This is a genomic window from Extibacter muris (assembly GCF_004345005.1).
Taxonomy (GTDB): Bacteria; Bacillota; Clostridia; order Lachnospirales; family Lachnospiraceae; genus Extibacter; species Extibacter muris.
In genome coordinates, this window is the sequence record NZ_SMMX01000016.1 from 1 (window position 1) to 26,207 (window position 26,207).

At 45.4% G+C, this 26,207-nt stretch carries 20 protein-coding genes; 13 read left to right on the forward strand and 7 right to left on the reverse strand.

Annotated elements, in window-relative coordinates; translation table 11 throughout:
- Nucleotides 1-99: 99 nt before the first annotated feature.
- Entirely contained in the window at nt 100-693 is a 594-nt protein-coding gene (locus tag E1963_RS15350; RefSeq protein WP_132279807.1) for an RNA polymerase sigma factor, read from the reverse strand.
- A gap of 19 nt (nt 694-712) precedes the next feature.
- Nucleotides 713-1,393, reverse strand: a complete 681-nt coding sequence (locus tag E1963_RS15355; protein ID WP_243117758.1) for a GGDEF domain-containing protein — start codon at nt 1,391-1,393, stop codon at nt 713-715.
- Between the two features lie 246 nt (nt 1,394-1,639).
- On the opposite strand from E1963_RS15355, the gene E1963_RS15360 reads away from it, so the two are divergent.
- The 10 genes from E1963_RS15360 to E1963_RS15405 all read left to right on the forward strand — a co-directional run bounded on the left by E1963_RS15360 (nt 1,640) and on the right by E1963_RS15405 (nt 19,884).
- Nucleotides 1,640-8,716 carry an InlB B-repeat-containing protein gene (locus tag E1963_RS15360; RefSeq protein WP_132279814.1) on the forward strand — a complete coding sequence of 2,359 codons (7,077 nt, stop codon included), beginning with the start codon at nt 1,640-1,642 and terminating at the stop codon, nt 8,714-8,716.
- 21 nt (nt 8,717-8,737) lie between these two features.
- Nucleotides 8,738-8,929 (forward strand): hypothetical protein, encoded by a 192-nt coding sequence (locus E1963_RS15365; protein WP_132279816.1) that lies wholly within the window; start codon nt 8,738-8,740, stop codon nt 8,927-8,929.
- A gap of 133 nt (nt 8,930-9,062) precedes the next feature.
- Nucleotides 9,063-9,629, forward strand: coding sequence for a signal peptidase I (gene lepB / locus E1963_RS15370; RefSeq protein WP_132279819.1), 567 nt, complete (start codon nt 9,063-9,065; stop codon nt 9,627-9,629).
- 18 nt (nt 9,630-9,647) lie between these two features.
- On the forward strand, nt 9,648-11,009 hold the full coding sequence (locus E1963_RS15375) for a D-alanyl-D-alanine carboxypeptidase family protein (RefSeq protein WP_132279822.1): 1,362 nt from the start codon (nt 9,648-9,650) through the stop codon (nt 11,007-11,009).
- 474 nt (nt 11,010-11,483) lie between these two features.
- Entirely contained in the window at nt 11,484-14,633 is a 3,150-nt protein-coding gene (gene ileS, locus E1963_RS15380; protein WP_132279825.1) for an isoleucine--tRNA ligase, read from the forward strand.
- A gap of 10 nt (nt 14,634-14,643) precedes the next feature.
- The gene (locus E1963_RS15385) at nt 14,644-17,106 is read left to right on the forward strand and encodes a glycogen/starch/alpha-glucan phosphorylase (RefSeq protein ID WP_132279958.1); all 2,463 of its coding nucleotides are present in this window, start codon (nt 14,644-14,646) and stop codon (nt 17,104-17,106) included.
- A gap of 2 nt (nt 17,107-17,108) precedes the next feature.
- Nucleotides 17,109-17,705: a hypothetical protein gene (locus E1963_RS15390; protein ID WP_132279828.1), complete on the forward strand. Its 597-nt coding sequence runs from the start codon at nt 17,109-17,111 to the stop codon at nt 17,703-17,705.
- A gap of 41 nt (nt 17,706-17,746) precedes the next feature.
- Nucleotides 17,747-18,637: a SpoIID/LytB domain-containing protein gene (locus tag E1963_RS15395; RefSeq protein WP_132279831.1), complete on the forward strand. Its 891-nt coding sequence runs from the start codon at nt 17,747-17,749 to the stop codon at nt 18,635-18,637.
- A 46-nt stretch (nt 18,638-18,683) separates the two neighbouring features.
- Nucleotides 18,684-19,442, forward strand: coding sequence for a M23 family metallopeptidase (locus E1963_RS15400; protein WP_132279834.1), 759 nt, complete (start codon nt 18,684-18,686; stop codon nt 19,440-19,442).
- Nucleotides 19,443-19,593: 151 nt separating this feature from the next.
- Nucleotides 19,594-19,884, forward strand: coding sequence for a GIY-YIG nuclease family protein (locus E1963_RS15405; protein ID WP_132279837.1), 291 nt, complete (start codon nt 19,594-19,596; stop codon nt 19,882-19,884).
- Between the two features lie 36 nt (nt 19,885-19,920).
- On the opposite strand, the gene trhA is transcribed toward E1963_RS15405, so the two are convergent.
- Nucleotides 19,921-20,583 (reverse strand): PAQR family membrane homeostasis protein TrhA, encoded by a 663-nt coding sequence (gene trhA / locus E1963_RS15410; RefSeq protein WP_132279840.1) that lies wholly within the window; start codon nt 20,581-20,583, stop codon nt 19,921-19,923.
- A gap of 306 nt (nt 20,584-20,889) precedes the next feature.
- Here trhA and E1963_RS15415 point away from each other — a divergent pair, with 306 nt between their 5' ends.
- The gene (locus E1963_RS15415) at nt 20,890-21,492 is read left to right on the forward strand and encodes an ECF transporter S component (RefSeq protein ID WP_132279843.1); all 603 of its coding nucleotides are present in this window, start codon (nt 20,890-20,892) and stop codon (nt 21,490-21,492) included.
- A gap of 62 nt (nt 21,493-21,554) precedes the next feature.
- Here E1963_RS15415 and rbr read toward each other — a convergent pair whose 3' ends face one another.
- The 3 genes from rbr to E1963_RS15430 all read right to left on the reverse strand — a co-directional run bounded on the left by rbr (nt 21,555) and on the right by E1963_RS15430 (nt 23,241).
- Nucleotides 21,555-22,091, reverse strand: a complete 537-nt coding sequence (gene rbr, locus E1963_RS15420; protein WP_049728429.1) for a rubrerythrin — start codon at nt 22,089-22,091, stop codon at nt 21,555-21,557.
- A 100-nt stretch (nt 22,092-22,191) separates the two neighbouring features.
- The gene (locus tag E1963_RS15425) at nt 22,192-22,734 is read right to left on the reverse strand and encodes an NADH peroxidase (RefSeq protein WP_066581120.1); all 543 of its coding nucleotides are present in this window, start codon (nt 22,732-22,734) and stop codon (nt 22,192-22,194) included.
- Nucleotides 22,735-22,842: 108 nt separating this feature from the next.
- Entirely contained in the window at nt 22,843-23,241 is a 399-nt protein-coding gene (locus tag E1963_RS15430; RefSeq protein WP_132279846.1) for a Fur family transcriptional regulator, read from the reverse strand.
- 274 nt (nt 23,242-23,515) lie between these two features.
- Here E1963_RS15430 and E1963_RS15435 point away from each other — a divergent pair, with 274 nt between their 5' ends.
- Together E1963_RS15435 and E1963_RS15440 are read left to right on the forward strand one after the other, a co-directional pair.
- Entirely contained in the window at nt 23,516-24,418 is a 903-nt protein-coding gene (locus tag E1963_RS15435; RefSeq protein WP_132279849.1) for a C40 family peptidase, read from the forward strand.
- Nucleotides 24,419-24,878: 460 nt separating this feature from the next.
- Nucleotides 24,879-25,082: a DUF1858 domain-containing protein gene (locus tag E1963_RS15440; RefSeq protein ID WP_006443542.1), complete on the forward strand. Its 204-nt coding sequence runs from the start codon at nt 24,879-24,881 to the stop codon at nt 25,080-25,082.
- 148 nt (nt 25,083-25,230) lie between these two features.
- Here E1963_RS15440 and E1963_RS15445 read toward each other — a convergent pair whose 3' ends face one another.
- Nucleotides 25,231-25,959 carry an adaptor protein MecA gene (locus E1963_RS15445; RefSeq protein WP_167482222.1) on the reverse strand — a complete coding sequence of 243 codons (729 nt, stop codon included), beginning with the start codon at nt 25,957-25,959 and terminating at the stop codon, nt 25,231-25,233.
- Nucleotides 25,960-26,207 lie beyond the last annotated feature (248 nt).

A 26,207-nucleotide genomic window follows, 5' to 3' on the forward strand; every position in this document is an offset into this window, starting at 1 on the left:
AAGCGTAACTCCTTATATCCCAGTTCTGGCTTGCATGATAGCAGGCCTTATTGTCGTGCTCTTTTTACCAGAAAATTTCTTTTTACTTTTTTTAATTATCTACTTGACTTTTAATAGTTGGTCTTTCTGTTCTCCCAGTAATTTTTCAAGACTTGCCCGTCCATGGGCAAGATACCGCTTAACAGTGCTGCGGCTGATATCCATAGCACTGGCGATTTCCTCAAGCTTCATCTCATTATAATACTTCAAGATTATAACCTGGGATTCTTGGGGAGGGAGAGAAAGGATTTTTTCCATCAGTTCTTCATTGGCATTTTTCCGTGCGAACTCCTGCTCAGGATTCAGACCGTCGCCGGGCTGTGTATCCATTATAGAACGGCCGTCGGTTGTGCTGCCAAGCTCCTGAACCTGCTGGCGCCGCTTCTTGCAGGCGTTCAGGCATATACGGAAATTTATCTGGTTCAGCCAAGATATGAAAAGCCGTGGATTTTTTATCTTTGTGATATTTTTTAATACGAGTATGTATACTTCCTGCAGGATATCCTGTGCAAGGTAGGCATCTTTAACATACTGATATGTGAATTTATACTGCTTCTGGTAAGTAGCCGCATAGATTTCTGCAAAAGCATCGCTGTTTCCTTTTTGGGCCTTTTTAACCAGTCCGGAAATATATTCATAATCTAATTCTGCCATAAGCTTAATTTCCTTTTCTTTATTCGTATACCCGCTGGTTGGCGAGAGCAATAAGCCTGGTAATCTGCAGGAATTCTTCTTCGCTGTTCAAAGCAAATCCGGCTTTATATTCGATAGGCAGTGCTTTTGGAGAGGCGTTGTGCCTCTCTACCTTCCTTTCGACACTTTCCAGGAAATTATTAAGTTTAGCCTGGTCACAGTCTTCAAAGATAGCAAGAAACTTATTACCGCCGTTCCTTCCAACAAAGCCATGATTGGCTGCTGCGGAAGAAAGAAGCGTGGAAAACTCGGATAACAGCTTATTTCCGGCAGCATGGTTATACTCGGAATTGATTTCCGGCAGATTCGTCAAATCCAGAACGGCACAGCCGACGCTGTCAGGAAGATCCTGGTCAATATACTTTTCAATTAATACGTCACAGCTGAACCGGTTGGGTATTCCTGATAAAGGATCGGAATAAGCTACCTGGTACAGATTGTGATAGTTTAGCTTCATTTCAGAAATGACATTAAAATCCATTAAAAGAAATATAAAACTTGCTATTAAAATTATCCAGACCACTGCAAACAGGATGGTCGCAGCCATATTGGAAAAAATATACTGCTTGATATCCGAATTCAGCAGCAGACAGATACTGACCAGAGTCAGGATAACAAGTACAGTCAGCTGGATCATTTTTAAAAGGCTTAATTTTTTCATTTGCATAGCGCAAGACTCCTTTTTCCCTTTATGTTACAAGAACATATAATTATAGACTATTATATCATAATCGTATGAATTGGGACAGTGAATTATTTTAAAAAAAAACTGTGAAATGTGAGCCCTTTTTGACCTGGTAATGCTCTTAATTAATATAGGAGCAATATCGTCTAATTTATTAGTGCGTATATAGAAGATTACCGGAATGAGATATTGAGGACTTAGAAGCGGGAAGGAGAAGCTGATATGAAAAAGTTTAAAAGATGGCTGGCATTGATACTTGCTGTCGTATTGGTTGGTTCCAATGCGTTGTATTCGATGAGCAGTGCACTGAAAGCAAACGAAATTGACGCCGCGCAGGAGGCATCGGCCCAGGCGGTGAGCTCTCCGGCGCCTCAGGAGCCGGAGAGCAATAATGAAGGGGTGGATGTCAGCGTAGTCGACCAGGGCGGCACGACGACGGCACAGGAGCCTGTGCATCAGCCGGTCCAACAGGAGCCGGCACAGCAGCCCGGTCAGAGTACCGAACCATCGGCATCTGTGACATCACCTGAAGAAAACAGCGTAGAGCAGCCTCAGGAGGAGACTCCGGAGGAGGCAAAATATGACGTTGTAATACGCAAGCCGGAAGCAGACGGCGGTGTAGTCAAAGTATGGACGACAGGAGATAAGAAGACAGTCTCATACGATGGCAATAATATATATAAGGAAGAAGTAGCAGAAGATACTACATACAATTTCGAGATAACAGCGAACGATGGCTACGAAGTCGAGAAAGTGACCGATAAGAACAGAACGGTTATCAATCCTGTGAATGTAAACGGAAATGTTTACACGTATACTCTTGCAAGCATAGCAGAAGATAAAGAAGTTTCTATATTATATAAGAAAGCAGAAGAATCAAGCAAACCCTCAGATATAGATAATGCAAAGACAGTCGGTAAAGAAGGAGCGGCTGAAGAGGCTGCGGCAGCCAGACCCGCAAAGACAGTAAGCGAGACTGTGGACGGAACCGTTATTACTGTAGAAGCTCCTGAGGGCGTACTTGAAGAGGGATGGATTCTGTCCGCACAACCAGTTTCCAAGAAATCTGTAGAAGCTGCTATAGAAAATGCTTTAGAGGAAGAGAAAGAGATTTCCGGTATGAAAGCATTTGACATCACAATACTTGATAGGGACGGGAAAGAGATCCAGCCGGATGGAAGTGTTAGTGTTACATTCAGTAACGTTGGCGTGAAAGGCGAAGTCCTTGAAGTGTATCATGTAAATGATGCTAAGAAGAAGGCAGAACTTGTCGGCCTGGCCGTAGGAAATTATGCGGTAGGATGTGAGACGGAGCATTTTTCCATCTATACGATAGTAGGGACAGATTGGATCTATGCCGGTGAGCCATCACAGGCATACGAGATGTATGTGGGTGATGAGATTACACTCAAGAGTACAGGAAACGAACAGTGGTATTATGATGTGGATAATAATGAATGGGAAGTGTCAGACGCCGTCAGTGATAAGATAAAGCTATCAAAAGAAAAGGAGTATTCCGTTCTGCTGAAAGCTCTGAAATCAAGTGACTCGGCTATCAAGATAACGCATAAATACGATTATAAGTATGATGCAAGCCAGGATTGGAGAACTTTTGAGGAAAGCTTTTACATTAAGATAAATGACCGGCAGACGGTTTCCACTGTCACGGTTACAGGAGAGTCCCAAGTGTTGACACCAATGGATGACCCGCTTCAGCTTACGGCTACGACAGACCCTACCGGAAAGGAAGTGACATGGGCATCCAGCAACCCGAAGGTTGCCAAAGTCTCCCAGGATGGAAAAGTTACGGCACTAAATATAGGAAGTGCTGATATTACCGCAAGTGCGGGCAATGTAGCATCAGACCCTTATAAGGTCAGTGTTACACAGCCATATACTCTGACCTTCAATGAAAACGGCGGAACAGGCTCCGTACCGGAAGCCATAAAGACAACGGCAGGCTCTCATATAACGCTTCCAGATTATAAAGGGAAGAATGGGACGAAAGTATTTGTCGGATGGAGCACAGATAGTCAAGCCACGGGTGAAGGGCCTGATCACTATACTTCTCCTGTATATGATGTAGGAAGCAGCTACATGATGCCTGCAAAAAATGTAACGTTATATGCAGTATGGGCAGCCCAGAATCTGGAAGCAGACTTTTTCATACGTAAGGACGGGACAATTCCTACAGAGCCCCAAGAGCATGCAGCGGCGGAATATACCGGGGCAATAAATATTAAAAATGCAGTAAAGATAGGGGCATTTTATACGAACAGTACGCCACCGGGAGTTGTCGAGAGACTGAACAAGGTTCCGACAGATAGCCAGATTAAGAAAGTCTATCCGAAATATGACCCTAATACGCAATATGTCCTTTGGTATGCCATCAAGCATCAGGACAACTGGCATGTGGACGGCGTACTTCTGGATAAGGATAAAGTGAATCTTTCATATAATGCCAATGCACCGGCGGGATGGACCGATATGCCGGATGGTGAGCAGTATGTAAAAGATTCATTCGCTACAGTTAGTACAAAAGAGCCGGTTCGTGAGGGATATAGATTTGATTCCTGGAACACAAATGCAGATGGAAGTGGAACGACTTATACAGGCGGCAGTCAATTTAAGATAAGTGTGGATACTACGCTTTATGCACAGTGGCTGCCAAAAGGGGATACCAGATATATAATCGAATATTATCTACAAAACGATGACGGGTCTTACCCTGATAAGGCGACCACAGCGGATGACAGGCAAGGTACGACAGGTGCCACGGTTAATTCCGGGAACAGAGGTTTTGAGGGATATGCTTACGATAAGGACAATAAGTCCAATATCACCGAAGGAGAAGTGAAGGCAGACGGAAGCCTTGTCCTGAAGAGATATTACAAGAAGCAGTTTACCATTACCTACGACCCCGGAGACCATGGAGACTTTGAGGCTCAGGTATATGACAAACAATACTTCGGCGATGCGACGCCTGAATTTGACGGAGAACCGAAGGCGGAAGGCGGTTATACGTTCAAAGGCTGGAGCCCGGAAGTAAAAGATAAGATATCGGGTAACATTACGTATACAGCAGAATGGATTGCAAATAAGGCTAAAGTATCCGTGTGGTTCTATAAAGTGCAGGATAACAGCCCTGCATATGTAATCACAAACACCGGAGAACTGTCTACAGATGGGTCACAAAATAAATATTCCAAAGATATAGACTCTGATAATAAAGAAGGCTACAGTACAGAACAGATAAGAGCCTATGCAGAAGAGGCCTATGGCATAACAGAGGAAGTAGACCGGTTCCAGACATTTGAGATTCAGGTGCTACACACGAGCAACGGCAAATGGGAGGCGATAGACAGCCTTGATACGTATGCGATTCAGGAAGGCGATGACATCCGATACCATGTTATGCCTGAAGCAGCCAATAAGCTGACCTATGTGGCAGGGGACCACAGCAGCGGGGAACCATATGTTGACGGTCATTATTATATGGGAGAATCTGCGGATGTAAAGACATTTAATGCAACAGGACTAGTAGCTGATACTGGTTATAGATTCGACCACTGGGAGAACGAGGCAGGCGATATTGTAAGCGGCACTTATAAGATGGGAGCCAAAGATGCCACGCTTACAGCGGTATGCGTCAAAGATGAGCAGAGCACCCATAAGCTCAAGTATACGGTAGAATATTATAAAGACGGAGTTCTCGTATCTGATGATACGAGAGAAATTGAAAGAGGCGTCTGGATTAATGACGATGTGATACCGGTATTGGAAGGCGATATCGATACGTCAGATACAAGATACCCAGGATATCATTTTACAGGAACAGATCCGAAAGAGATAGGGGAAGCTGTAAAAGCGGGTACAACGATAAGAGTGTACTACAAGGCCAATACGGATACTGCCTATACGGTAGAACGGTATTACGAAAAGAACGGAAGCTACAGTGAATTTTCGGATGAATCAATCAGCGACGACACCACGAAAGGAACAACAGGACAGCTCGTCGACACGCTGGCCTTCAGGAACCCGGGCAAAGAAGGATACGTGTATGACGCGGATGCGCCGGGAAATATTAAGGCAGGAGTGGTACTAGGCGATGGCAGCCTTGTACTAAAGGTGTATTTCAAACAGCAGTTCAGCGTGACATATAAGTCGGGAGAACATGGAACATTTGATGCTATGACATTCAGCGGTCTGGATTATAATGTGGATACTCCTTCATTCACTCCGCAAGGAGAAGCAGGCTATGAATTTACAGGATGGTCTCCGGCATATTCCGATAAGGTCACGTCTTCCGTAGAGTATGTAGCACAATGGAGAGCCAGAAATGATACGAGATATATTGTAGAGTATTACTATCAGAATGAAGGGGCATATCCGGAGACTACAAAGATGCACAGGGAAGGATACGGCACCACCGGAGATATAGCTGAACTTATTGATAGTGATATGCAGACGTCAAGGGACGGCTACGTATATGACTCAACAAATCCAAACAACGTTACAGAAGGTACGATAAGTGGAGATGGTTCTCTTGTATTGAAAGTCTACTTTAAACAGCAGTTTTACGTAATGTATAAACCAGGAACACAGGGAACATTCCAGGAAAAGACTTTTGAAGACTTAGATTATGGTGTCGACACCCCGGCCTTTGATGGGGAAACGACTGGTAATCCTGGATATACGTTTGACGGATGGGGCGAAGCTGCAGATAAAGTGACCCAGAGCGTGCAGTATGTGGCACAGTGGAAAGCGAATACCAATACGGCCTATAGGGTAGAACATTATCAGGAACAGCTGGACGGCGCGTATACCTTGTTTGAATCAGAAGATACTCAGGCCGGAACGACCGACGAAATTGCTACAGCTATTGCAAAGACTTATACAGGATTCTACTACAATCCGGAAGTAACGGGTACAATTGCATCAGGCACGATAGCCGGAGACGGTTCGCTTGTTCTGAAGCTGTTCTATACAAGAGTAGAACGTACGGTGACGTACTTCGTGGACGGTGAACAGTATGGAGAGATAGAGAACTACAAGTACGGCGAGTCCATCAATCCAATGAGGGAAGAGCCTGTGATGGAAGGCTACAGTTTCAGCGGCTGGGACAGAACGCTTCCAGAAGTTATGGGAACTGAGGCTTTGGAGGTCAAAGGAACTTTTGAAATTCAAAACTACAACGTGACCTACGTGCTGGACGGCGTGCAGTATGGAGATGTAGAAACCCACGAATACAACAGCGACGTGACAGTAAGGCCAGCGCCGGAGGTACCGGCAGGGTACCACTTCAGCGGCTGGAGCATCCCGGAGACGTTCGAGATGCCGGCACGTGACGTGGAGATTACCGGAAGGACGATAGCGAACGACGACACGAAGTACCGGGTAGAGCACTACAAGGAGAACGTGGACGGGACATTCACCCTGGCAGAAGGCAGGGACGAGACGGGAACGACCGGTGTGACGGTAACGGAAGGGGCGAAGGAATATGAAGGCTTCAGCTACGATCCGGCAGCCGGGGAGGCACCGCTGAAGTCCGGGACGATAGCCGGAGACGGAAGCCTGACGCTGAGGCTGTACTACACGAGGAACAGCTACGACGTGACGTACAAGGTGGACGGAGCGGCATATGAAGGCGCAGAGAGCTACAGGTACGGCGAGCAGGTAAGCATCAAGGCAGAGCCAGTGAAGGACGGCTACACGTTCAGCGGCTGGAGCATCCCGGAGACGTTCGAGATGCCGGCACGTGACGTGGAGATTACCGGAACGTTCACAGCCAATGGCGACACGAAGTACACGGTAGAGCACTATCTGGAAGGCCTGGACGGGAAATATACGGCAGGGCAGACAGAGGATCTGACCGGAGAGACGGATACGCTGGCGACGGCAAATCCGAAGACGTTCACAGGGTTCACATATGACAAGGAGTCCGAGAAGAACGTGACGGAAGGGACGGTCACGGGAGACGGCAAGCTCGTGCTGAAGCTGTACTATACGAGGGATGAGCATACGGTGACTTATCTCGTGGACGGTGAACAGTATGGAGAGATAGAGTCCTACAAGTACGGCCAGGACATCGACCCGCTGAGGGATAGGCCGGAGAAGGAAGGCTATACGTTCAAGGGCTGGAACGGCACGCTGCCGGAGCAGATGGGGAGCGAAGATATCGTAATCAGCGGAACGTTCGCAATTAACAGCTATAATGTAACGTACCTGATAGACGGTGAACCATATGGGGCGTCTGAAAGCCATGAATATAACAGTAATGTAACGCTGAGAGATCAGCCTGTAAAAGAAGGCTACACATTCAGCGGCTGGCAGCATCCGGATAACTTTATGATGCCGGCAAAGGATGTGGTAATCAACGGAAGCTTCAGAATCAACAGCTATAGATATACCGTTAACTACTTCTATGACAACAACCTGGCAGATGATGAAACTGTCAATGATAGTGCACAATTCGATTCGACAGTAAAAGCTGATGCTCCTGATACGAAGGAGAGAGATGGTAAGAATTATATGCTGGCGGATAGAAGCATGGCTTATGAGACAATTATCAGCACAAATGAAGATATGAATGTAATTAATGTATACTATGTGCTTGATAACAACGGGCCGGGCGGAACGCCTGACGGAATACCGGATACGGAAGAATATGGAATCGTCTATAATGCAAATGCACAGAACGCCACAGGCGACACGGTAGACGATGCTATCTATCCGGTGGATTACCAGGTTATACTCAAGGAAAATGGTTTTAGCAACAATGGGTATGTTTTTGACGGCTGGAGCAATGATGCAGATAGCCAGAACGTGTATGAACCAGGTGGCTGGATAAGAATGGCTGAGGGCGGACTTGTGATGAATGCCCGGTGGAGTGCAGCACCTGTAACACCAGGCGGAACAACTCCGGATGGAACAAATCCGGGAGGTACGACGCCTGGCGGGGACGGAACGACCACACCAGCCAATGCGGGACCGATTACACCGGCCACAGTAATCCAGACTATTACCGAACCAATTGCCGCATTTGCGCAAAATGTTGGAGATGCCATAGGTGCCAACGTGCAGCAGCTTGTCCAGTCCGATGACGAAGGAGTGCCGTTGGCCAACCGGGCGTCCAAGGACCACAATTGCTGTATTCTCCACTTCTTGCTGCTGCTGCTGGCGCTGCTGGTTGAGATTGGCTATACAAGAAGCATGAAGAAGCGCCAGGAGAGAATCTTTGAATTACGGGAAGAGTTTGCAATGGCAGATAAAGAGATTGATAAAGACGAAGCAGCTTAGTAGGATAAGGAGGAAGGAAATATGCTGAAATATATGTTTTCACACAGTGTATTGGGTCTATGTGCGTGGGATTTGCCGGCACTCATCGTACTCATCGTGATGATCGTAGTATTTGCGGTACACAGACATAAGCAGAAGAAAAGAGAAAAAGAATTTGAAGACCAGCTAGCTGATAAGCTGACACAGGAAACTGTAGATACGATGCAGTCATGATATCTTAAAATAAGCCTCCCGGGTTATGGACCCGGGGGGCTTTTCCTGTTATAAAAATCCTTTGTTCTTGTTAATTTTCATTATATCATTTATAATGTTGACTAGATAAAATTATCAAAGAAGGTTATGCTATATGGATGCAGATGAAATAAAGCAAATGAAGCAGAAGGTGCTGGAGGACGTGGATCCGCCTACCAAGAAGAAAAATAAGCATATGCGCAGGATGAGCTGGCTCCGCACCATACTTGAATTTGCAGCTATCATCGTAGTCATATGTGGTCTGTTCCAGATTGTAATGGGTATATCCTATGTAGAAGGGCAGTCCATGTATCCGACACTGCATGATAAAGATATGGTCATATATAAACGCGGGCAGAAGACATATGTACCCGGAGATATCATAGCAATCGAAAGGCCTAATGATGAGGAGTTTGTGAAACGTGTCGTGGCAGTGGCAGGCGACACGGTCAATATCGAAGGCGGCAAGCTGTATGTGAACGGAAAAGAGCAGGAAGAACCGTGGGCTCTGGGTGAGACGAAGGCTGTGAAAAGCGGTATCGTATTTCCAATTACTGTCACAGATGGGGAAGCATTTGTACTAGGGGATAACAGAGAAAATTCTGAAGATTCCCGGATGTTTGGTCCTGTCAAGATTTCGGATACGAAAGGCAGGCTTGTCTGGTATATCGGAAAATTGTAAAACTGGGAGGACAGACATATGAAGCGCAGCAGGTGGAACCTGATTATCTTACTGTCGCTTGCGATAGCATTTACCAGCGTATTTGGCACCGCATATGCAGCGGAGCCGGAGGAAGAAAATACAGTCGAAGAAGAGACGCCGGAGCAGAAAGCAGAGCAGGAAGCCTATGAGATGCCCGTACAGACTAATGAAGTGAAGAAGTGGCCCAAAGGGCCGTCCACATACGGAGAAGCGGGCATAGTCATGGATGTGGGCACAGGTGCCATATTATACGCCAAGAATATTGACGAGCATGAATACCCCGCAAGCATAACAAAGGTGCTGACGGCTCTCGTGGCTCTGGAGAACGGGCAGCTCACGGATGAAGTGACATTTACCCATGACAGCGTAGCATTTCTTCAGCCGGGGGACTCATCCATCGGGATGAAAGAAGGAGATGTCGTAAGCCTGGACGAAGCGCTTCACGCCACGCTTCTGGCATCTGCCAACGAGGCGGCTTACGCGGTTGGAGAGAGCGTGGGCAGAAATGCCGGGCACGATTACAGCTGGTTCCTGGAGCAGATGAATGCCAGATGTAAAGAGCTTGGCGGTGAGAATTCCAACTTTGCCAATACCAACGGCCTGCACGATGAGAACCATTATACATGTGCACGGGACATGGCACTTATCGGAAGAGAGCTGTTCAAGCACCCGGAGTTCTTTGACATCGTCCAGACACTCAACTATACCATACCAGCCACAGACACATGTGAAGAACACATTTTCCAGCAGAAGCACAAGATGCTCATGCCGGACAATTCCAACTATTATGAATATGCGGCCGGCGGCAAGACAGGATATACTTCTGACGCGTTGTCCACCCTGATCACTATGGCTGAGAAGGATGGCATCCAGCTCGTCTGTGTTGTGCTCAGGACACATGGGTCCAATATCTATTCTGACACGAAGAATTTGCTTGATTATGGATTTAACAGTTTCAAAAAAGTAGAAGTGGCAGGAGCTGAGAAGTCTAAAGATGTGGAAGAGATCATAGAGGGTGATGAAGGTGGATATGTCATGCTACCTGATGGAATAGAATTCAAAGATCTGGACATGAAGCTTAAGGCAGATGAAAGTGCCCGGGGTGAGGCTGTCCTTACCTATTCATATAAAGGATATGCGCTGGGATCTGCAAGGGCTAAGCTCAGCAAGTCTTATATAAAGGAACATTCAGCGAAGATAAAAGCAGCCGGCACCAAAGATAACAGGGAAAAGAGCAGCAAGAAAAAATCGGTATTTGCGGCTGCTGTCATCGCGGCAGGCATACTGATTCTTGTATTTTATATCAGCAGGATTATCAAGAAGCAAAGAAGGCGCAGACGGAGAAGGCGCCGAAGATAGTTATAGGATGACAAAGAGCAGAACCGGAGCAATAGCCGGCATTTAACGGTAGAATAAAAGAAAACCCTTGACTATCAAGGGTTTTCTTACTATAATAAAGCAGAATATAAAAAATGTTGACGAAGACAGTAAGATATATCCAAACGCTATAGAGAGCCGGGGACGGTGGAAGCCCGGCGCAAGTAAGTTATATCTGAATATCACTTCCGAGTTGCGGATGTCGAAAGGTGGCAAAGCCCAGTAGATGCCGACGGATTTCCCCCGTTACAGGGAAGGCATATGGCAGTATGTTTAGGTGGTTTACAAACGAAGCTTTAGCTTTCGTCCTATTCAGGGCGGAAGTTTTTTTTGACCCAAATTTAAATTATGAAAAGGGACACCCTGAATTTAATTTGGGACGGGGTATTTCTAGAAATACCCCGTCCCCAACATGGAATTGCCGTGTCCCTGACGGTTGTGTAAGGAGGAAGAGGAATGTATAAGAAGGTTTCAACGGATTTGAATTTTGTTGAAAGGGAGAAAGCGACTGAGAAGTTCTGGAAGGAGAACGATGTTTTTGAAAAGAGCATGAAGGAGAAGGACGGTAATGATATCTACATGTTCTATGACGGGCCTCCGACTGCGAATGGCAAGCCTCACATCGGCCATGTGCTTAGCCGCGTCATCAAGGATATGATTCCGAGATACCGTACGATGAAGGGGTATGAAGTCCCGAGAAAGGCTGGATGGGACACTCATGGCTTGCCGGTTGAGCTGGAGGTGGAGAAGCTTCTCGGCCTGGACGGAAAGGAGCAGATTGAGGAATATGGTCTGGAACCGTTTATTGATAAATGTAAAGAAAGCGTATGGAAATATAAAAGGATGTGGGAGGACTTCTCCAGTACGGTCGGTTTCTGGGCTGATATGAATCACCCATATGTGACCTACCACAATGACTTTATCGAATCAGAGTGGTGGGCTTTGAAGAAGATCTGGGATAAGGGCCTCTTGTACAAGGGATTCAAGATTGTACCTTACTGCCCGCGCTGCGGCACGCCGCTGTCTGCACAAGAGGTGGCACAGGGATATAAAGATGTAAAGGAACGTTCTGCGATTGTTCGTTTTAAAGTGAAGGACGAGGATGCGTATATCCTTGCATGGACGACTACGCCATGGACCTTGCCATCCAATATCGGTCTCTGTGTGAACCCGGCTGAGGATTATGTGAAGGTCAAGGCTGCTGACGGCTATGTATACTATCTGGCGGAGGCGCTGCTGGATAAAGTGCTTGGCAAGCTTGCGGAAGAAGGCGGGACTGCATATGAGGTTCTGGAAAAGTATAAAGGGCAGGATCTGGAGTATAAGGAATATGAACCGCTCTTTTCCTGTGCGGCAGAATGCGCACAGAAACAGAATAAGAAAGCGTTCTTTGTCACCTGCGACTCATACGTAACACTCACGGACGGTACGGGCGTTGTCCATATAGCGCCGGCTTTTGGGGAGGATGATGCCAAAGTCGGACGTAAGTACGACATGCCGTTTGTTCAGCTCGTGGACGAGAAAGGCAACATGAGCGAGACGACTCCGTATCCCGGCGTATTCGTGAAGAAAGCAGATCCGCTCGTGCTGAAGGATCTGGAAGAACAGGGCCTTTTATTTGAAGCACCTAAGTTTGAACACAGCTATCCACACTGCTGGAGATGTGACTCGCCGCTCATCTACTACGCACGTGAATCATGGTTCATCAATATGACGGCAGTAAAGGATGACTTGATTGCCAATAACAATACTATCAACTGGATTCCGGAGAGCATCGGCAAAGGCCGCTTCGGCGACTGGCTGGAAAATGTCCAGGACTGGGGCATCAGCCGTAACCGATATTGGGGAACTCCTTTGAACATCTGGGAGTGTGGCTGTGGACATCAGCATTCTATCGGCAGCATAGAGGAGCTGAAGTCTATGTCCGACAACTGTCCGGACGATATCGAGCTCCATCGCCCATATATTGATGAAGTGACAGTCAAGTGTCCGAAGTGCGGCAAGGAGATGCGCCGCGTGCCTGAGGTTGTCGACTGCTGGTTTGACTCAGGTGCGATGCCGTTTGCGCAGCATCATTATCCATTTGAAAATAAAGAACTATTTGAAAAGCAGTTCCCGGCGGATTTCATTTCAGAGGCTGTGGATCAGACGAGAGGATGGTTCTATTCTCTGCTGGCAATATCTACGTTGATATTTAATAAAGCTCCATATAAGAATGTTATCGTGCTTGGACATGTGCAGGATGAAAATGGACAGAAGATGAGCAAGTCAAAAGGAAATGCGGTAGATCCGTTTGACGCTCTTGATAAGTACGGCGCGGATGCAATCCGCTGGTACTTCTATGTGAACAGTGCCCCGTGGCTTTCGAACCGTTTCCACGGCAAAGCAGTGACGGAAGGACAGCGCAAGTTCATGGGTACATTGTGGAATACGTATGCGTTCTTTGTGCTGTATGCAAATATTGACGAATTTGACGCGACAAAATATGTGCTCGATTATGACAGGCTGTCAGTCATGGACAAATGGCTGCTTTCCAAGATGAATACTCTTGTTAAAGAAGTAGACAATGACCTGGAGAACTATCGTATACCGGAGGCTGCAAGAGCGCTGCAGGATTTTGTAGATGATATGAGCAACTGGTATGTCAGAAGAAGCCGGGAACGCTTCTGGGCAAAAGGCATGGAGCAGGATAAGATCAATGCCTATATGACACTGTATACAGCACTTGTGACAGTCTGCAAGGCAGCTGCCCCGATGATACCGTTCATGACAGAAGATATATATCAGAACCTTGTGAGATGCATTGATAAGGAGGCGCCGGAAAGCATACACTTGTGTGATTTCCCTGCAGCAGACGAAAGCTGCATCGACACAGAGCTCGAGTCCAATATGGAGAAAGTGCTGAAGCTTGTCGTCATGGGCCGTGCATGCCGCAATACTGCCAATATCAAGAACCGCCAGCCTATCGGTCAGATGTATATAAAGGCTGATTTCGAGCTTCCTATGTTCTATCAGGATATCGTTACGGATGAACTAAATGTAAAAACTATGACATTTACACAAGAGGTTCGTGCTTTTACTTCCTATAGTTTTAAACCTCAGCTAAAGACAGTGGGGCCAAAATATGGTAAAATGTTAGGAAGCATCAAATCAGCACTCGATTCTCTGGACGGCAATGCGGCTATGGATGAACTGAATGCGGCAGGTGCACTGAAGCTGGATATAAATGGCCAGGAGGTTACGTTATTCCGTGAGGACCTGCTGATTGAAACCGCACAGACGGAAGGCTATGTGTCTGAAAATGACAATGGTATTACTGTAGTGCTGGATACGAATCTGTCCGAGGAACTTCTGGAAGAAGGATTTGTCCGTGAGATTATAAGCAAGATACAGACGATGCGTAAAGAAGCTGATTTTGAAGTGATGGATAAGATAGAAGTAACTTATGAAGGTACAGAGAAAGCAGAAAAGGTATTTGCCGACAATGCGGATGTCATTGCGGAGGAGACACTTGCGCTGAATATGACGAAGGCGGCTCCGGAGGGTTTTGTAAAAGACTGGAAGATTAACGGAGAAGAGGTAAAATTAGGTGTTCAGAAGAAGTAAAGGGGAAAATATGTATAATCCGATTTTTGAAAAAGAAAAGTTTAAGAGAGAGGTTACGAATAATGTAAAGACTTTATTCCGTAAGTCCGTTGAGGAGGCAACCCCTCAGCAGTTGTTCCAGGCAGTATCTTACGCGATTAAGGAAGTCATCATAGATGACTGGATTGCGACACAGAAAGCATACAATGAGCAGGATCCGAAGATAGTGTATTACATGTCTATGGAATTTCTCATGGGCAGGGCGCTGGGAAATAATCTGATTAACATGACTGCTTATAAGGAAGTGGCAGAAGCACTGGACGAGATGGGTATTGACCTCAATACTATAGAAGATGAAGAACCAGACGCAGCTCTTGGCAACGGAGGTCTGGGACGTCTTGCGGCATGCTTCCTGGATTCCCTGGCAACGCTTGGATATGCAGCATACGGGTGCGGAATCCGTTACCGTTATGGGATGTTCAAACAGAAGATCGAGGACGGCTATCAGATCGAGACGCCGGATAACTGGCTCAAAAACGGGAACCCTTTTGAGCTGAGACGACCGGAATACGCTAGGGAAGTGCGGTTTGGCGGGAATATCCGTGTGGAATATGACGAGGTAGGAAAGACGCATTTCGTACAGGAGCATTATGAATCTGTGCGCGCGGTTCCTTATGATATGCCGATTGTCGGCTATAACAACCATATGGTCAATACGCTCCGTATCTGGGATGCAGAGCCGATAGTTGACTTTCAGCTGGATGAATTTGACCGCGGGGACTACCACAAAGCGGTAGAACAGGAAAATCTTGCAAAAAACATCGTTGAAGTACTTTATCCAAATGACAACCATTACGCAGGTAAAGAACTGAGACTGAAGCAGCAGTATTTCTTCATATCTGCAAGCATACAGCAGGCGGTAGCGAAGTATAAGACGACGCATGATGATATCCATAAGCTTCCGGAGAAAGTGACATTCCAGATGAACGATACCCATCCGACCGTCGCTGTCGCGGAATTAATGCGTATCCTTCTAGACGAGGAGGGGCTTGGCTGGAACGAAGCATGGGAGATTACGACACATACCTGCGCATATACGAACCACACGATTATGGCAGAAGCTTTGGAGAAATGGCCGATTGACTTGTTCTCAAGGCTGCTTCCCCGTGTCTACCAGATCATACAGGAAATCGACCGGCGCTTTGTGGAACAGATCCGTCATCAGTACCCAGGAGACGAAGGCAAGGTAAAGAGAATGGCTATTCTTATGGATGGGCAGGTAAAGATGGCCCACCTTGCGATTGTCGCGGGATATTCCGTGAACGGTGTCGCAGCACTCCATACGGAGATACTCAAAAAGCAGGAGCTGCGTGACTTCTACGAGATGATGCCGTCGAAGTTCAACAATAAGACGAACGGTATCACACAAAGACGTTTCCTCATGCACGGCAATCCGCTGCTTGCGGACTGGGTGACCGACAAGCTCGGCACGAAGGACTGGATAACCGACTTATCACTTATGGATGGTCTTAAGGAATGGGCTGATGACGGGGAAGCTCTTCAGGAATTCATGAGCATCAAGTATAAAAATAAGGAGCGGCTGGCACAATATATACTGGAGCATAATGGGATAGAAATCGATCCCCGTTCGATTTTTGATGTACAGGTGAAGCGCCTTCATGAATATAAGCGCCAGCTTTTGAATATCCTGCATGTGATGTATCTGTACAACCAGATTAAGGAGCATCCGGAAAAGAGCTTCTATCCAAGGACATTTATATTTGGGGCCAAGGCATCTGCGGGCTATATTCGTGCAAAGCAGATAATCAAGCTGATCAACTCCGTGGCGGATGTTGTCAATAATGACCGCAGCATCAACGGTAAACTCAAGGTAGTGTTCATAGAAGATTACCGCGTGTCCAATGCTGAACTGCTATTTGCAGGGGCGGATGTGAGCGAGCAGATATCAACCGCGTCCAAGGAGGCTTCGGGTACGGGCAACATGAAGTTCATGCTGAACGGTGCGCCTACACTTGGCACGATGGATGGTGCGAATGTTGAGATAGTGCAGGAGGTAGGAATCGAGAATGCATTTATCTTCGGACTGAGCTCAGATGAAGTTATCAGCTATGAACAGAACGGGGGCTATAACCCAGTCGATATATATAACAGTGACCACGAAATCCGCCGTGTAGTGGACCAGCTGGTTGATGGTACATACGGATATGGCAACCGTGAGATGTACCGCGATCTGTATAATTCGCTTTTGAATACGAAGAGCAGCAGCAGGGCAGATATGTATTTTATCCTGAAGGACTTCAGGGCTTATGCAGAGGCGCAGGAAAAGGTTGAGGCTGCATACAGAGACCGTGACAGATGGGCCAGGATGGCACTTCTTAATACGGCGAGCTGTGGAAAGTTTTCATCCGACCGTACGATTGAAGAGTATGTAAAGGATATCTGGCACCTCGATAAACTGACCGTGGAGGTATAACTATGCATGAAAGAAGTGGCCTGGCAATAGTAATATTAATCTATCTGCTGGTTCTGGGCGCTATAGGAATTGCCGCGTTGGCATCCTATATATTGCAGGGAATCGGCATGTATACACTTGGTAAGAAGAGGGGGATGAGATACCCTTGGCTTGCATTTATTCCATATGCGAGAGTCTACTATCAGGGAGAACTATGCGGACCGTTGGTATTCAAGAAGCGGAGGATGGATAATCCAGGCATATGGCTTCTTGTGATACCGATAGCATCGGGAGTCATAACCGGAATATTTACCGTGATGGTCTGGGCCGGGATGCTGGCAAATATCGTTCGCCTGTCCGACTATGCATATATTTCTTACTATACCATTTTTGATATGTTTTCAGGCTTCGGGAGTGGAATTATGCTGCTGGCGTTCCTGGGGCTCATCCTTTTTACCCTGGCTGCGGCGGCCGTGCAGAAGACGCTTACCGTGCTTGTGAACCGCCAGATATATGAAAGGTACACGGACGGGAACTATGCAGTAACACATGCGGTGCTCGGTATATTTGTTCCTCTTTATACGGCAGTTTACTTCTTTATTATAAGAAACAGGGAATAAATCTTCATACCCTTCCATACAGTGTATGGGAGGGTATTTTTATGCGGCAAAGACTGAAACAATGGGGATGTTATCTAATCATCATAATATTATTACCGTATGTGGTGACCGTATTTTTAAATGGGCCAAGCATTACGGCAACCTCCCATGTGGACAGCACATATGTCAAAGTAAAGACAGCGTCCGGAGAGGAAGTTAAGATGCCGATTGAAGAATACTGTATCGGTATTCTGGCGCGGGAGATTCCTGTGTCATATAAAGCAGAAGCGTTGAAGGCCCAGGCCGTGCTTGTACGTACGGATGTATACAAAAAAATAAAAGAGGCAGGCAGCGATACGGTACTGTCTGATGAGTTCTGGACGACAAAGCAGATGGAAGATGCATGGGGAGTCAGCAAATATTCCAAGTATTATGACAGGCTGAAAAGGGCTTGGAACGAAACCGAGGGGCAGGTACTGATGTATGGAGAGAATCTGGCTGTGACTCCATTCTTCCGTATCAGCAACGGGAGTACACGTGACGGAAAAGAGGCGCTGGGAAGTGAAGATTATCCTTATCTGAAAATCGTAGACTGTCCGCTTGACATCGAAGCGGAAGAGCAGATACAGACGGTGACGATAGAAGATATGGATGCTGAAGTGACCGCCTTTGACACCGCCGGATATGTTACGAGTGTCCGCGTAGGGCAGGAGAACATAAGCGGAGAAGAATTCCGTACTACATACGGACTTGCATCCGGCTGCTTTACACTGCAGAAATATAACGGGAAGCTCAGGATAACGACGAGAGGAGTAGGGCACGGACTTGGCATGAGCCAGTATACTGCCAATGAGATGGCAAAAAAGGGGAAAGACTATAAGGAAATACTGCAAAAATTTTTTGAAGGAACAGAATTAAAAGAAGTAGCAGAAATATTAATAGACACGGAATAAGTATATCACTATCTGGCAAAAATATAGTCAGAGGTGGTGATAAAAAATGAATAAGAGGCAAAGACCAGCAAAGAAAAGAAAAGGTGCTACCGCCGCAGTAGTAGTATGCTTTGTGGCAGCGATTGCAATAGTTGGAACATATACATTCAGGGATTATAGGAAAACCCAGGAGGAACAACAGCTCGCACAGGCGGAAGAGACCGATGACACAAAAGAGGAAAAGATGGAAGAACCAACCGAGACAGCGAACAATGATCTTGTCATCAATACGACAGAGAACGATGACAAGCAAGATGTAAATGACAACTCGGACGATACGGCAGACGGAGCGGCCGCAAATGAAAACCAGAATACCCAGGCGACGGCTGGATCAGGAACATCTGTACATTTTACAGAAGACAGCCAGCTGCTGTGGCCGGTAGACGGCAACATCCTGATGAACTACAGCATGGATAAGACAGTTTATTTCTCGACACTTGACCAGTATAAGTACAACCCGGCTCTGGTTATATCAGGCGCAGAAGGCGACCAGGTCATCTCAGCAGCACCGGGAATCATCAAATCCATCGACGTGAGCGCGGAGACAGGAACAACAGTAAACGTAGATATCGGTAACGGATACGAACTTTTTTACGGACAGCTGAAGGAAGTACCGGTTAAAGTAGGAGATTACGTGGAGGCTAAAAGCGTGCTCGGCTATATCAGCCAGCCGACAAAATACTACAGCGTAGAAGGCAGCAACGTATACTTTGAAATGAGAAAAGACGGACAGCCAGTAAACCCAATGGAATACCTCGCAGAATAAAAGTATGATGATGGGGACGGAGGAAAATTAAAAAACCTCCGTCCCTAATTCGATTTAAGGTGTCCCTTTTTAAAATATCGGTGTCCCCGGTGTTGCCAAGCAAAAAGTCAAAGCTTATAATATAAGGCATAAGGAGAGAGGATTCGGCTTTATGAATTATACATACATACTAAAGTGCAAGGATGGTACATTGTATACTGGGTGGACGAATGACTTGGAAAAGCGCCTCAATGCCCATAACTGTGGAAAAGGAAGCAAATATACCCGGATGCGGCGGCCGGTGGAGCTGGTATATTATGAAGAATACGGAACAAAAAATGAGGCTATGAGCAGAGAATATGCGATAAAACATATGAAGCGGAAAGAAAAGGAAGTGCTGCTGAAGAAAGCTGAAGGGTATAAAGGGACAGGGGGAACTGAAATGGGGACGGAGGAAATCTAGATTTCCTCCGTCCCCATTTCAGTTCCCCCTGTCCCTTTATAAAATAAATACATACATAAGTATAAAGTGGCATACGCTTCCACCCATAACGAACAGGTGGAATATTTCATGGCTTCCAAAATATTTGTGCTTTGTATTAAATATAGGAAGCTTTAGTGCATAGATGACTCCCCCTATAGTATAGATGATGCCACCTGCCAAAAGCCAGCCGAATGCGGACGGAGACAGTGAATTCAGTATCTGGGTGAATGCAAGTACGCAAGTCCATCCCATTCCGATGTATAATACAGATGATATCCACTTTGGGCAATATACCCAGAATGCTTTGATTAGGATGCCAACGATAGCTATCCCCCATACGACAGACAGGAGTATAGCTCCGAGCTTCCCTTTCAATACTAACAGACATATCGGGGTATAGCTGCCGGCTATCAATACGCTAATCATCATGTGGTCTATCTTTTTCAAAATAGTATTAACTCTTTCGGACTTATTAAATGTATGGTAAATGGTGCTTGCTGCATATAGTAATATCAGGCTTATCGCATATACTGTAATCGATATGATATATATTCTGCTCGGCTCATTTGCCGCCTTTATCAACAAAGGTACAGCTGCAAAGATTGCCATCAGCATACCTATAAAATGTGTTATTGCGCTCCCTGGATCTTTAATGCGCGATTTGATTGCTTCTGCCATACTACTGCCTCCTGAAACTAAAATATTAATAGACCGATATGTAGTTTTAAAAACTACATATCCTATATGAGTATATTATACCCATTATAATAAAAATGCAACCCTGAATTAGAAAATAAAAGGGACAGGGAAAAACGAGATGGGGACGGAGGAAAATTCATTTTCCTCCGTCCCCATCTCGTTTTTCCCTGTCCCCTTCTCTTTTCTCCGTCTACTGGACTGCTCTATTTTGATAATACTGGTTATTTTGACATATCCAATTTGATGATATTATTTGTATAGACTATTAAGAAAGGAATGTTTCATATGAACAGGAATAACAGGACCATTATAAAATTGGCGCAGACGGCTATTTTGGCAGCATTATGCTATGTTGCCTTCACATACCTGCAGATTAAGATACCTATGCCCGGTGGAGACGCAACATCAATACACATTGGTAATGCATTTTGCGTACTTGGAGCGCTGCTTCTGGGAGGATGGTATGGGGGCATTGCGGGAGCTATTGGTATGAGCATCGCTGATATCATGGATCCGATTTACATTACAGTAGCACCTAAGACTTTTGTACTGAAGCTGTGTATAGGCCTGATAACAGGATTGGTGGCGCACAGGATAGGAAGAATCGATGTAAGCAGCGACAAGAAACATGTATTTAAATGGAGTATCATAGCTTCTGTGGCCGGACTAGGCTTTAATGTGGCTGCTGATCCGGTTGTTGGTTACTTTTACAAGATGTACGTTCTGGGGCAGCCGCAGAAGATGGCAGAGGTGCTTGCAAAGTGGAGTACGGCCACTACATTTGTCAATGCGGTCATATCAACTGTACTTGTGGCATGTCTGTACAATGCCGTCAGGCCGATAATGCTCCGAAGCGGGATGCTAGTTAAAAGAGAAAAGAATGTGTGACAAATTAAACGGAAAATAAATTGGGGACGGAGGTTTTTTCATTTTCCTCCGTCCCCATATTATTAATAGTTCTCTACTTTACGTTCAAAATGTGCTCTTGGATGTGCACAGACGGGACATTCTTCCGGAGCTTCTTCTCCGTAGTAGATGTAACCACAGTTGTTGCATTTCCAGCCAAGCGGAGCATCTCCCTTGAAAGTCTTGCCGGCCTTGAAGCTTTCAAGCAGCTTGCCGTAGCGTTTCTCATGGGCAGCTTCTACTTCGGCTACGCCTTCGAATCTCTTCGCAAGATCCTCGAATCCTTCTTCTCTTGCTTCTTCAGCCATGCGTTTGTACATGTCTGTCCACTCGAAATTCTCACCTGCAACAGCGTCTTCTAGGTTTGCTTCCACATCACCGATTCCGTGGAATTCTTTAAACCATAATTTGGCGTGCTCTTTTTCCTGGTCGGCTGTCTCCAAGAAAATGTTGGACATCTGGACAAAACCGGCTTTTCTAGCAGCGGAAGCATAGTATGTATATTTGTTGCGCGCCTGTGATTCACCGGCAAAAGCTTCCATAAGGTTCTTTTCAGTTTTTGTTCCTGCATACTTTGACATATCAAAATCCTCCTTTGAAATTGAGGACGGTGAAATCTCAGATTTTCACCGTCCTGCTTAGTATTCCACAACATTATGCTGTCGTTGCCTCTATTATATCCTATCCAAAGTATCTCTTCAATAAGCCTTCGAATGCCTTTCCGTGACGGGCTTCATCTCTTGCCATTTCATGAACCGTATCATGAATTGCGTCCAGGTTAGCAGCTTTAGCACGTTTTGCAAGGTCAAACTTACCTGCAGTTGCGCCGTTCTCAGCATCCACTCTCATTTCGAGGTTCTTCTTTGTGCTGTCTGTGACAACTTCGCCTAACAGTTCTGCAAACTTAGATGCATGCTCAGCCTCTTCATAAGCAGCCTTTTCCCAGTATAGACCGATCTCCGGATAACCTTCTCTGTGAGCAACTCTTGCCATTGCAAGATACATGCCTACTTCTGAACATTCACCCTCGAAGTTAGCTCTTAAGTCAGCAAGGATGTCTTCGCTTACTCCTTTTGCCACTCCTACTACGTGCTCAGCAGCCCATTCTCTGTCACCTGTCTGCTCTTTGAACTTCTCAGCCGGTGCATGACAGACTGGACATTCAGCCGGTGCAGCCTCTCCCTCGTGAACATAACCACATACTGTACAAACAAATTTTTTCATGATAAATCTCTCCTTTTCTTATATGTTATTTTTATTTCTTAATATTAGTAATAGTTACTAATATTAATTTAGCATATATATTATCTTTTGTCAATCCTAATTTCAAATTTATTTTTCTTTTTCCAGGCAGTCCTTACAGGTACCATAGAAAAGGGTGGTGTGAGATGTAACCTTCCCATCAAAGATGGAATCTGCCGCATTATTTATAGAAGCAATTTCTTCAGACGACATCTCAAGATCTTCTACTTTACCGCATGAACAACATACTACATGGTAATGAGGCTCCGTCCGCCCGTCAAAACGGTCGCCGCCGTCAGGAGTCGTAATTTTAACCGCGTCGCCTATATCAGCTAGTAGATTGAGATTACGGTAAACGGTACCAAGGCTTATATTAGGAAATTCTTCTTTGACGTGCATATATACGGTATCGGCTGTAGGGTGTTCAACAGTGCCGGCCAGATACTCTTTGATAGAGGCCCTTTGCCTGCTGTATTTCAAATTCGCCATCTACGCATCCTCCTTTCAATAATAATAACAATTACTATAACCAGCATAAAGCAGAGAAGTCCATTTGTCAACTCTAAAATCGAGTATGTAACAATTTGTAACAATTATAATAATATATTCGCTTATAAATGGTAAAAAAAGGAAGAAATATGACGATAAAAACACGCTGAAATAGCCTTGACATTAATGGACAGCATTGATATAATATCACCGTAACATATGTAACAATTCTGTAACAATTACAAAAGATAAGAAAACATAAAGGAGGGAGTTTATGGATTCTATTCTTAGAAAGGGATTGTTCCTAGTTACCGTTACAGGAGCTTTGGCATCTTTTCCTGTCACAGCATCGGCTGCAGATACGGATGCTTCAGGAATAATGCCGAGTGTCGGAATTGAGGAGGTACTGAATGATTGCTATACTTCACAAAATGATATAGAAGTAGAAGACTATCTCGTACCTACACGTAAGGGTGAGTATTTAGATATGGCGTTTGCCAATGTTCAATCATTTCTTTATATTAGGAGTGAACCAACAAAAGAAAGCGAGTGGGTAGGCAAGTTATATCCTGATTATGCCGCCAAGGTCATAGGTCCGGTGGGCGAGTGGACGAAGATTCAGTCCGGTTCTGTTACTGGCTATGTATACTCTGAGTATATTATAATAGGAAATAACGCAGAGCAGAAGGCCCAGGAAATGGTGCAGAGCTCGGAGGCCGAGGTCCCGGAGGAGGCATTTACTTACGCAGAATCAAAAGAGGAAGAGGAGGCAAGGCTGGCCCAGGAAGCAGAAGAAGCGGCAGCTAAGGCGGCAGAAGAGGCTCAGGCGAAAGCCGGAACGGGACAAGCTGTCGTAGATTATGCCTGCCAGTTCATTGGAAATCCGTACGTATGGGGTGGCACAAGCCTCACAAACGGCGCGGACTGTTCCGGCTTTGTACAGTCTGTATATGCCCACTTCGGAGTCAGCCTGCCAAGGACGACATGGGATATGGAAAATGTCGGAACGCCTGTCAGCTATGACCAGGCCATTCCGGGAGATATCATACTCTATGACGGCCATGTGGGAATCTACATGGGAGACGGGCAGATCGTAAATGCCATCAACAGTTCCAGAGGAATCGGCATCCTGCCGGCCACTTACACGACCATTCTTACTGTAAGACGACTAATTTAGATAGATACGAAAGCAGAACTAAAGCCCCGCGGCATACAGGGGCTTTTTCTTTTGAGGACAAGATTGAACTATAAATTCTGACATGGAAATTACTGGAAATGGCACTTTTTGTCGACTGGATGTACAATATACACAAAAATGTAAAAAATAGGGAAATAATGTAAAAAGGACTTATCCAAGTTATCCACATCAAAACAAGTGAAAAAGGTGGAAAAAGTGCAGTTTTTCAAAATTTATCCACATTATCCACATAAAAAGATAGTATTTTGGTGGATTACTCAGGGCAAATAAAAGAACAGACGTTTTGTGAAGTTATGATAAAAATTATATTTTGTCGAAAAAAAGTGAAAAAGATGTTGACATTTGAGAAGTCAAATTTTAGGAATTAATTGACGGAAAATGTTTACACAATGATAAATTACGTATATAATGGAAACACTTAGAGAGAAAAGGAGGCGTCATGATGGCAAAGGTCAGTAAAGATATGACTATTGGTGAAATTCTCAGCATCAACCCGGATGTTGCACCAATACTCATGGAAATCGGAATGCATTGTCTTGGCTGCCCGTCCGCACAGGGAGAGTCTCTGGCTGAGGCGGCTATGGTTCATGGCATAGATGCAGACTTATTAGAAGAGAAGATTAATGCGTTTTTGAATGCTTAATGAGATAGCGCATATGAAAAGTGCTCTGGGACAGGCCCAGTGCACTTTTTTCTATATATAACAGCACAGCTGTGGCATTGCATGGCCCCTTTGGAAAAGACACCGCCCGGCAGCTGGTTTTCCAGCTGCCGGGCGGTAGTCTTCGTTATTAAATTACAGCAAGCTTCTGTACTGCATCGGCAGATATCAGAATCTCACAATGTTCTTCCAGAAACGCCAGCGTTGCACCAGAAGCCTTTTCCAAAGAGCCATATTCCGACAGCATATTACATATGCGGTTAAAATCATTCGTCTTATGGTCTGATTGTGTCAGAGCCAGAATGTATACGTCTTCGCCATGGTCTTTGTACAGGGTGTTGGAACCGTTGTACATGCCGCTAAGCAGGCGTGCAGCCTGAATGACACTGTCCATTGTTGCAAATGAGAATAAGCGGAGGCTTGTTTTCTGGACTTCTTTTGTATCTTCGCCGGAGCTCTCCTCCTGTGTGCCAATCTTCTCTTTTACCTTGCCAAGCAGGTCTAAGAGGGTCTCGGCGCCATCCAGTTTGTCAGGGGCCTCATTTTTCTTTGAATCCCAGTCAACACCCGGAGATGGTGAAAATTTTGAAAATCGGGTATCGAGTTCCTCAGGATCCTCGACTTTAGTAATTATCAGCACGATGGAATCGGAAGAAGCAGGTATAGCCTCGATCATTAAAGGTATATCCTCTGCCTCAAATCCAAATTCAAAGGCTGCCTGTTGCATCATATCATGGAAAAGTGACTTAGCTTTCTCGGTTCCATAGGCAAGCTCACTCAATTGAAGCTGGCGGGCTGCCAGATCGGCACGCGTTAAAGTACAGCGTATCTGATTGTCATTGAGTTTTTCAATCTTCATATTCATCACTTCCTTCTAATTTAGTATAGCATAGAAAACGCGGGATGTTCAATAAAATAAGTATAAAATAAAAAAGTGCTTGCGTTTGCAAAATCAATCATATATAATGACGATACTAGAAGATAGTTTTCCCTGATAGCTACGTTCTTAGAACAAAGGAGGGAGACTTTTTTAAGTATTTACAAATAATTCTCAAAGTAAGCTCTATTTAAGAATCTATCAACAGCAAATCAGATAATTTACCTTGC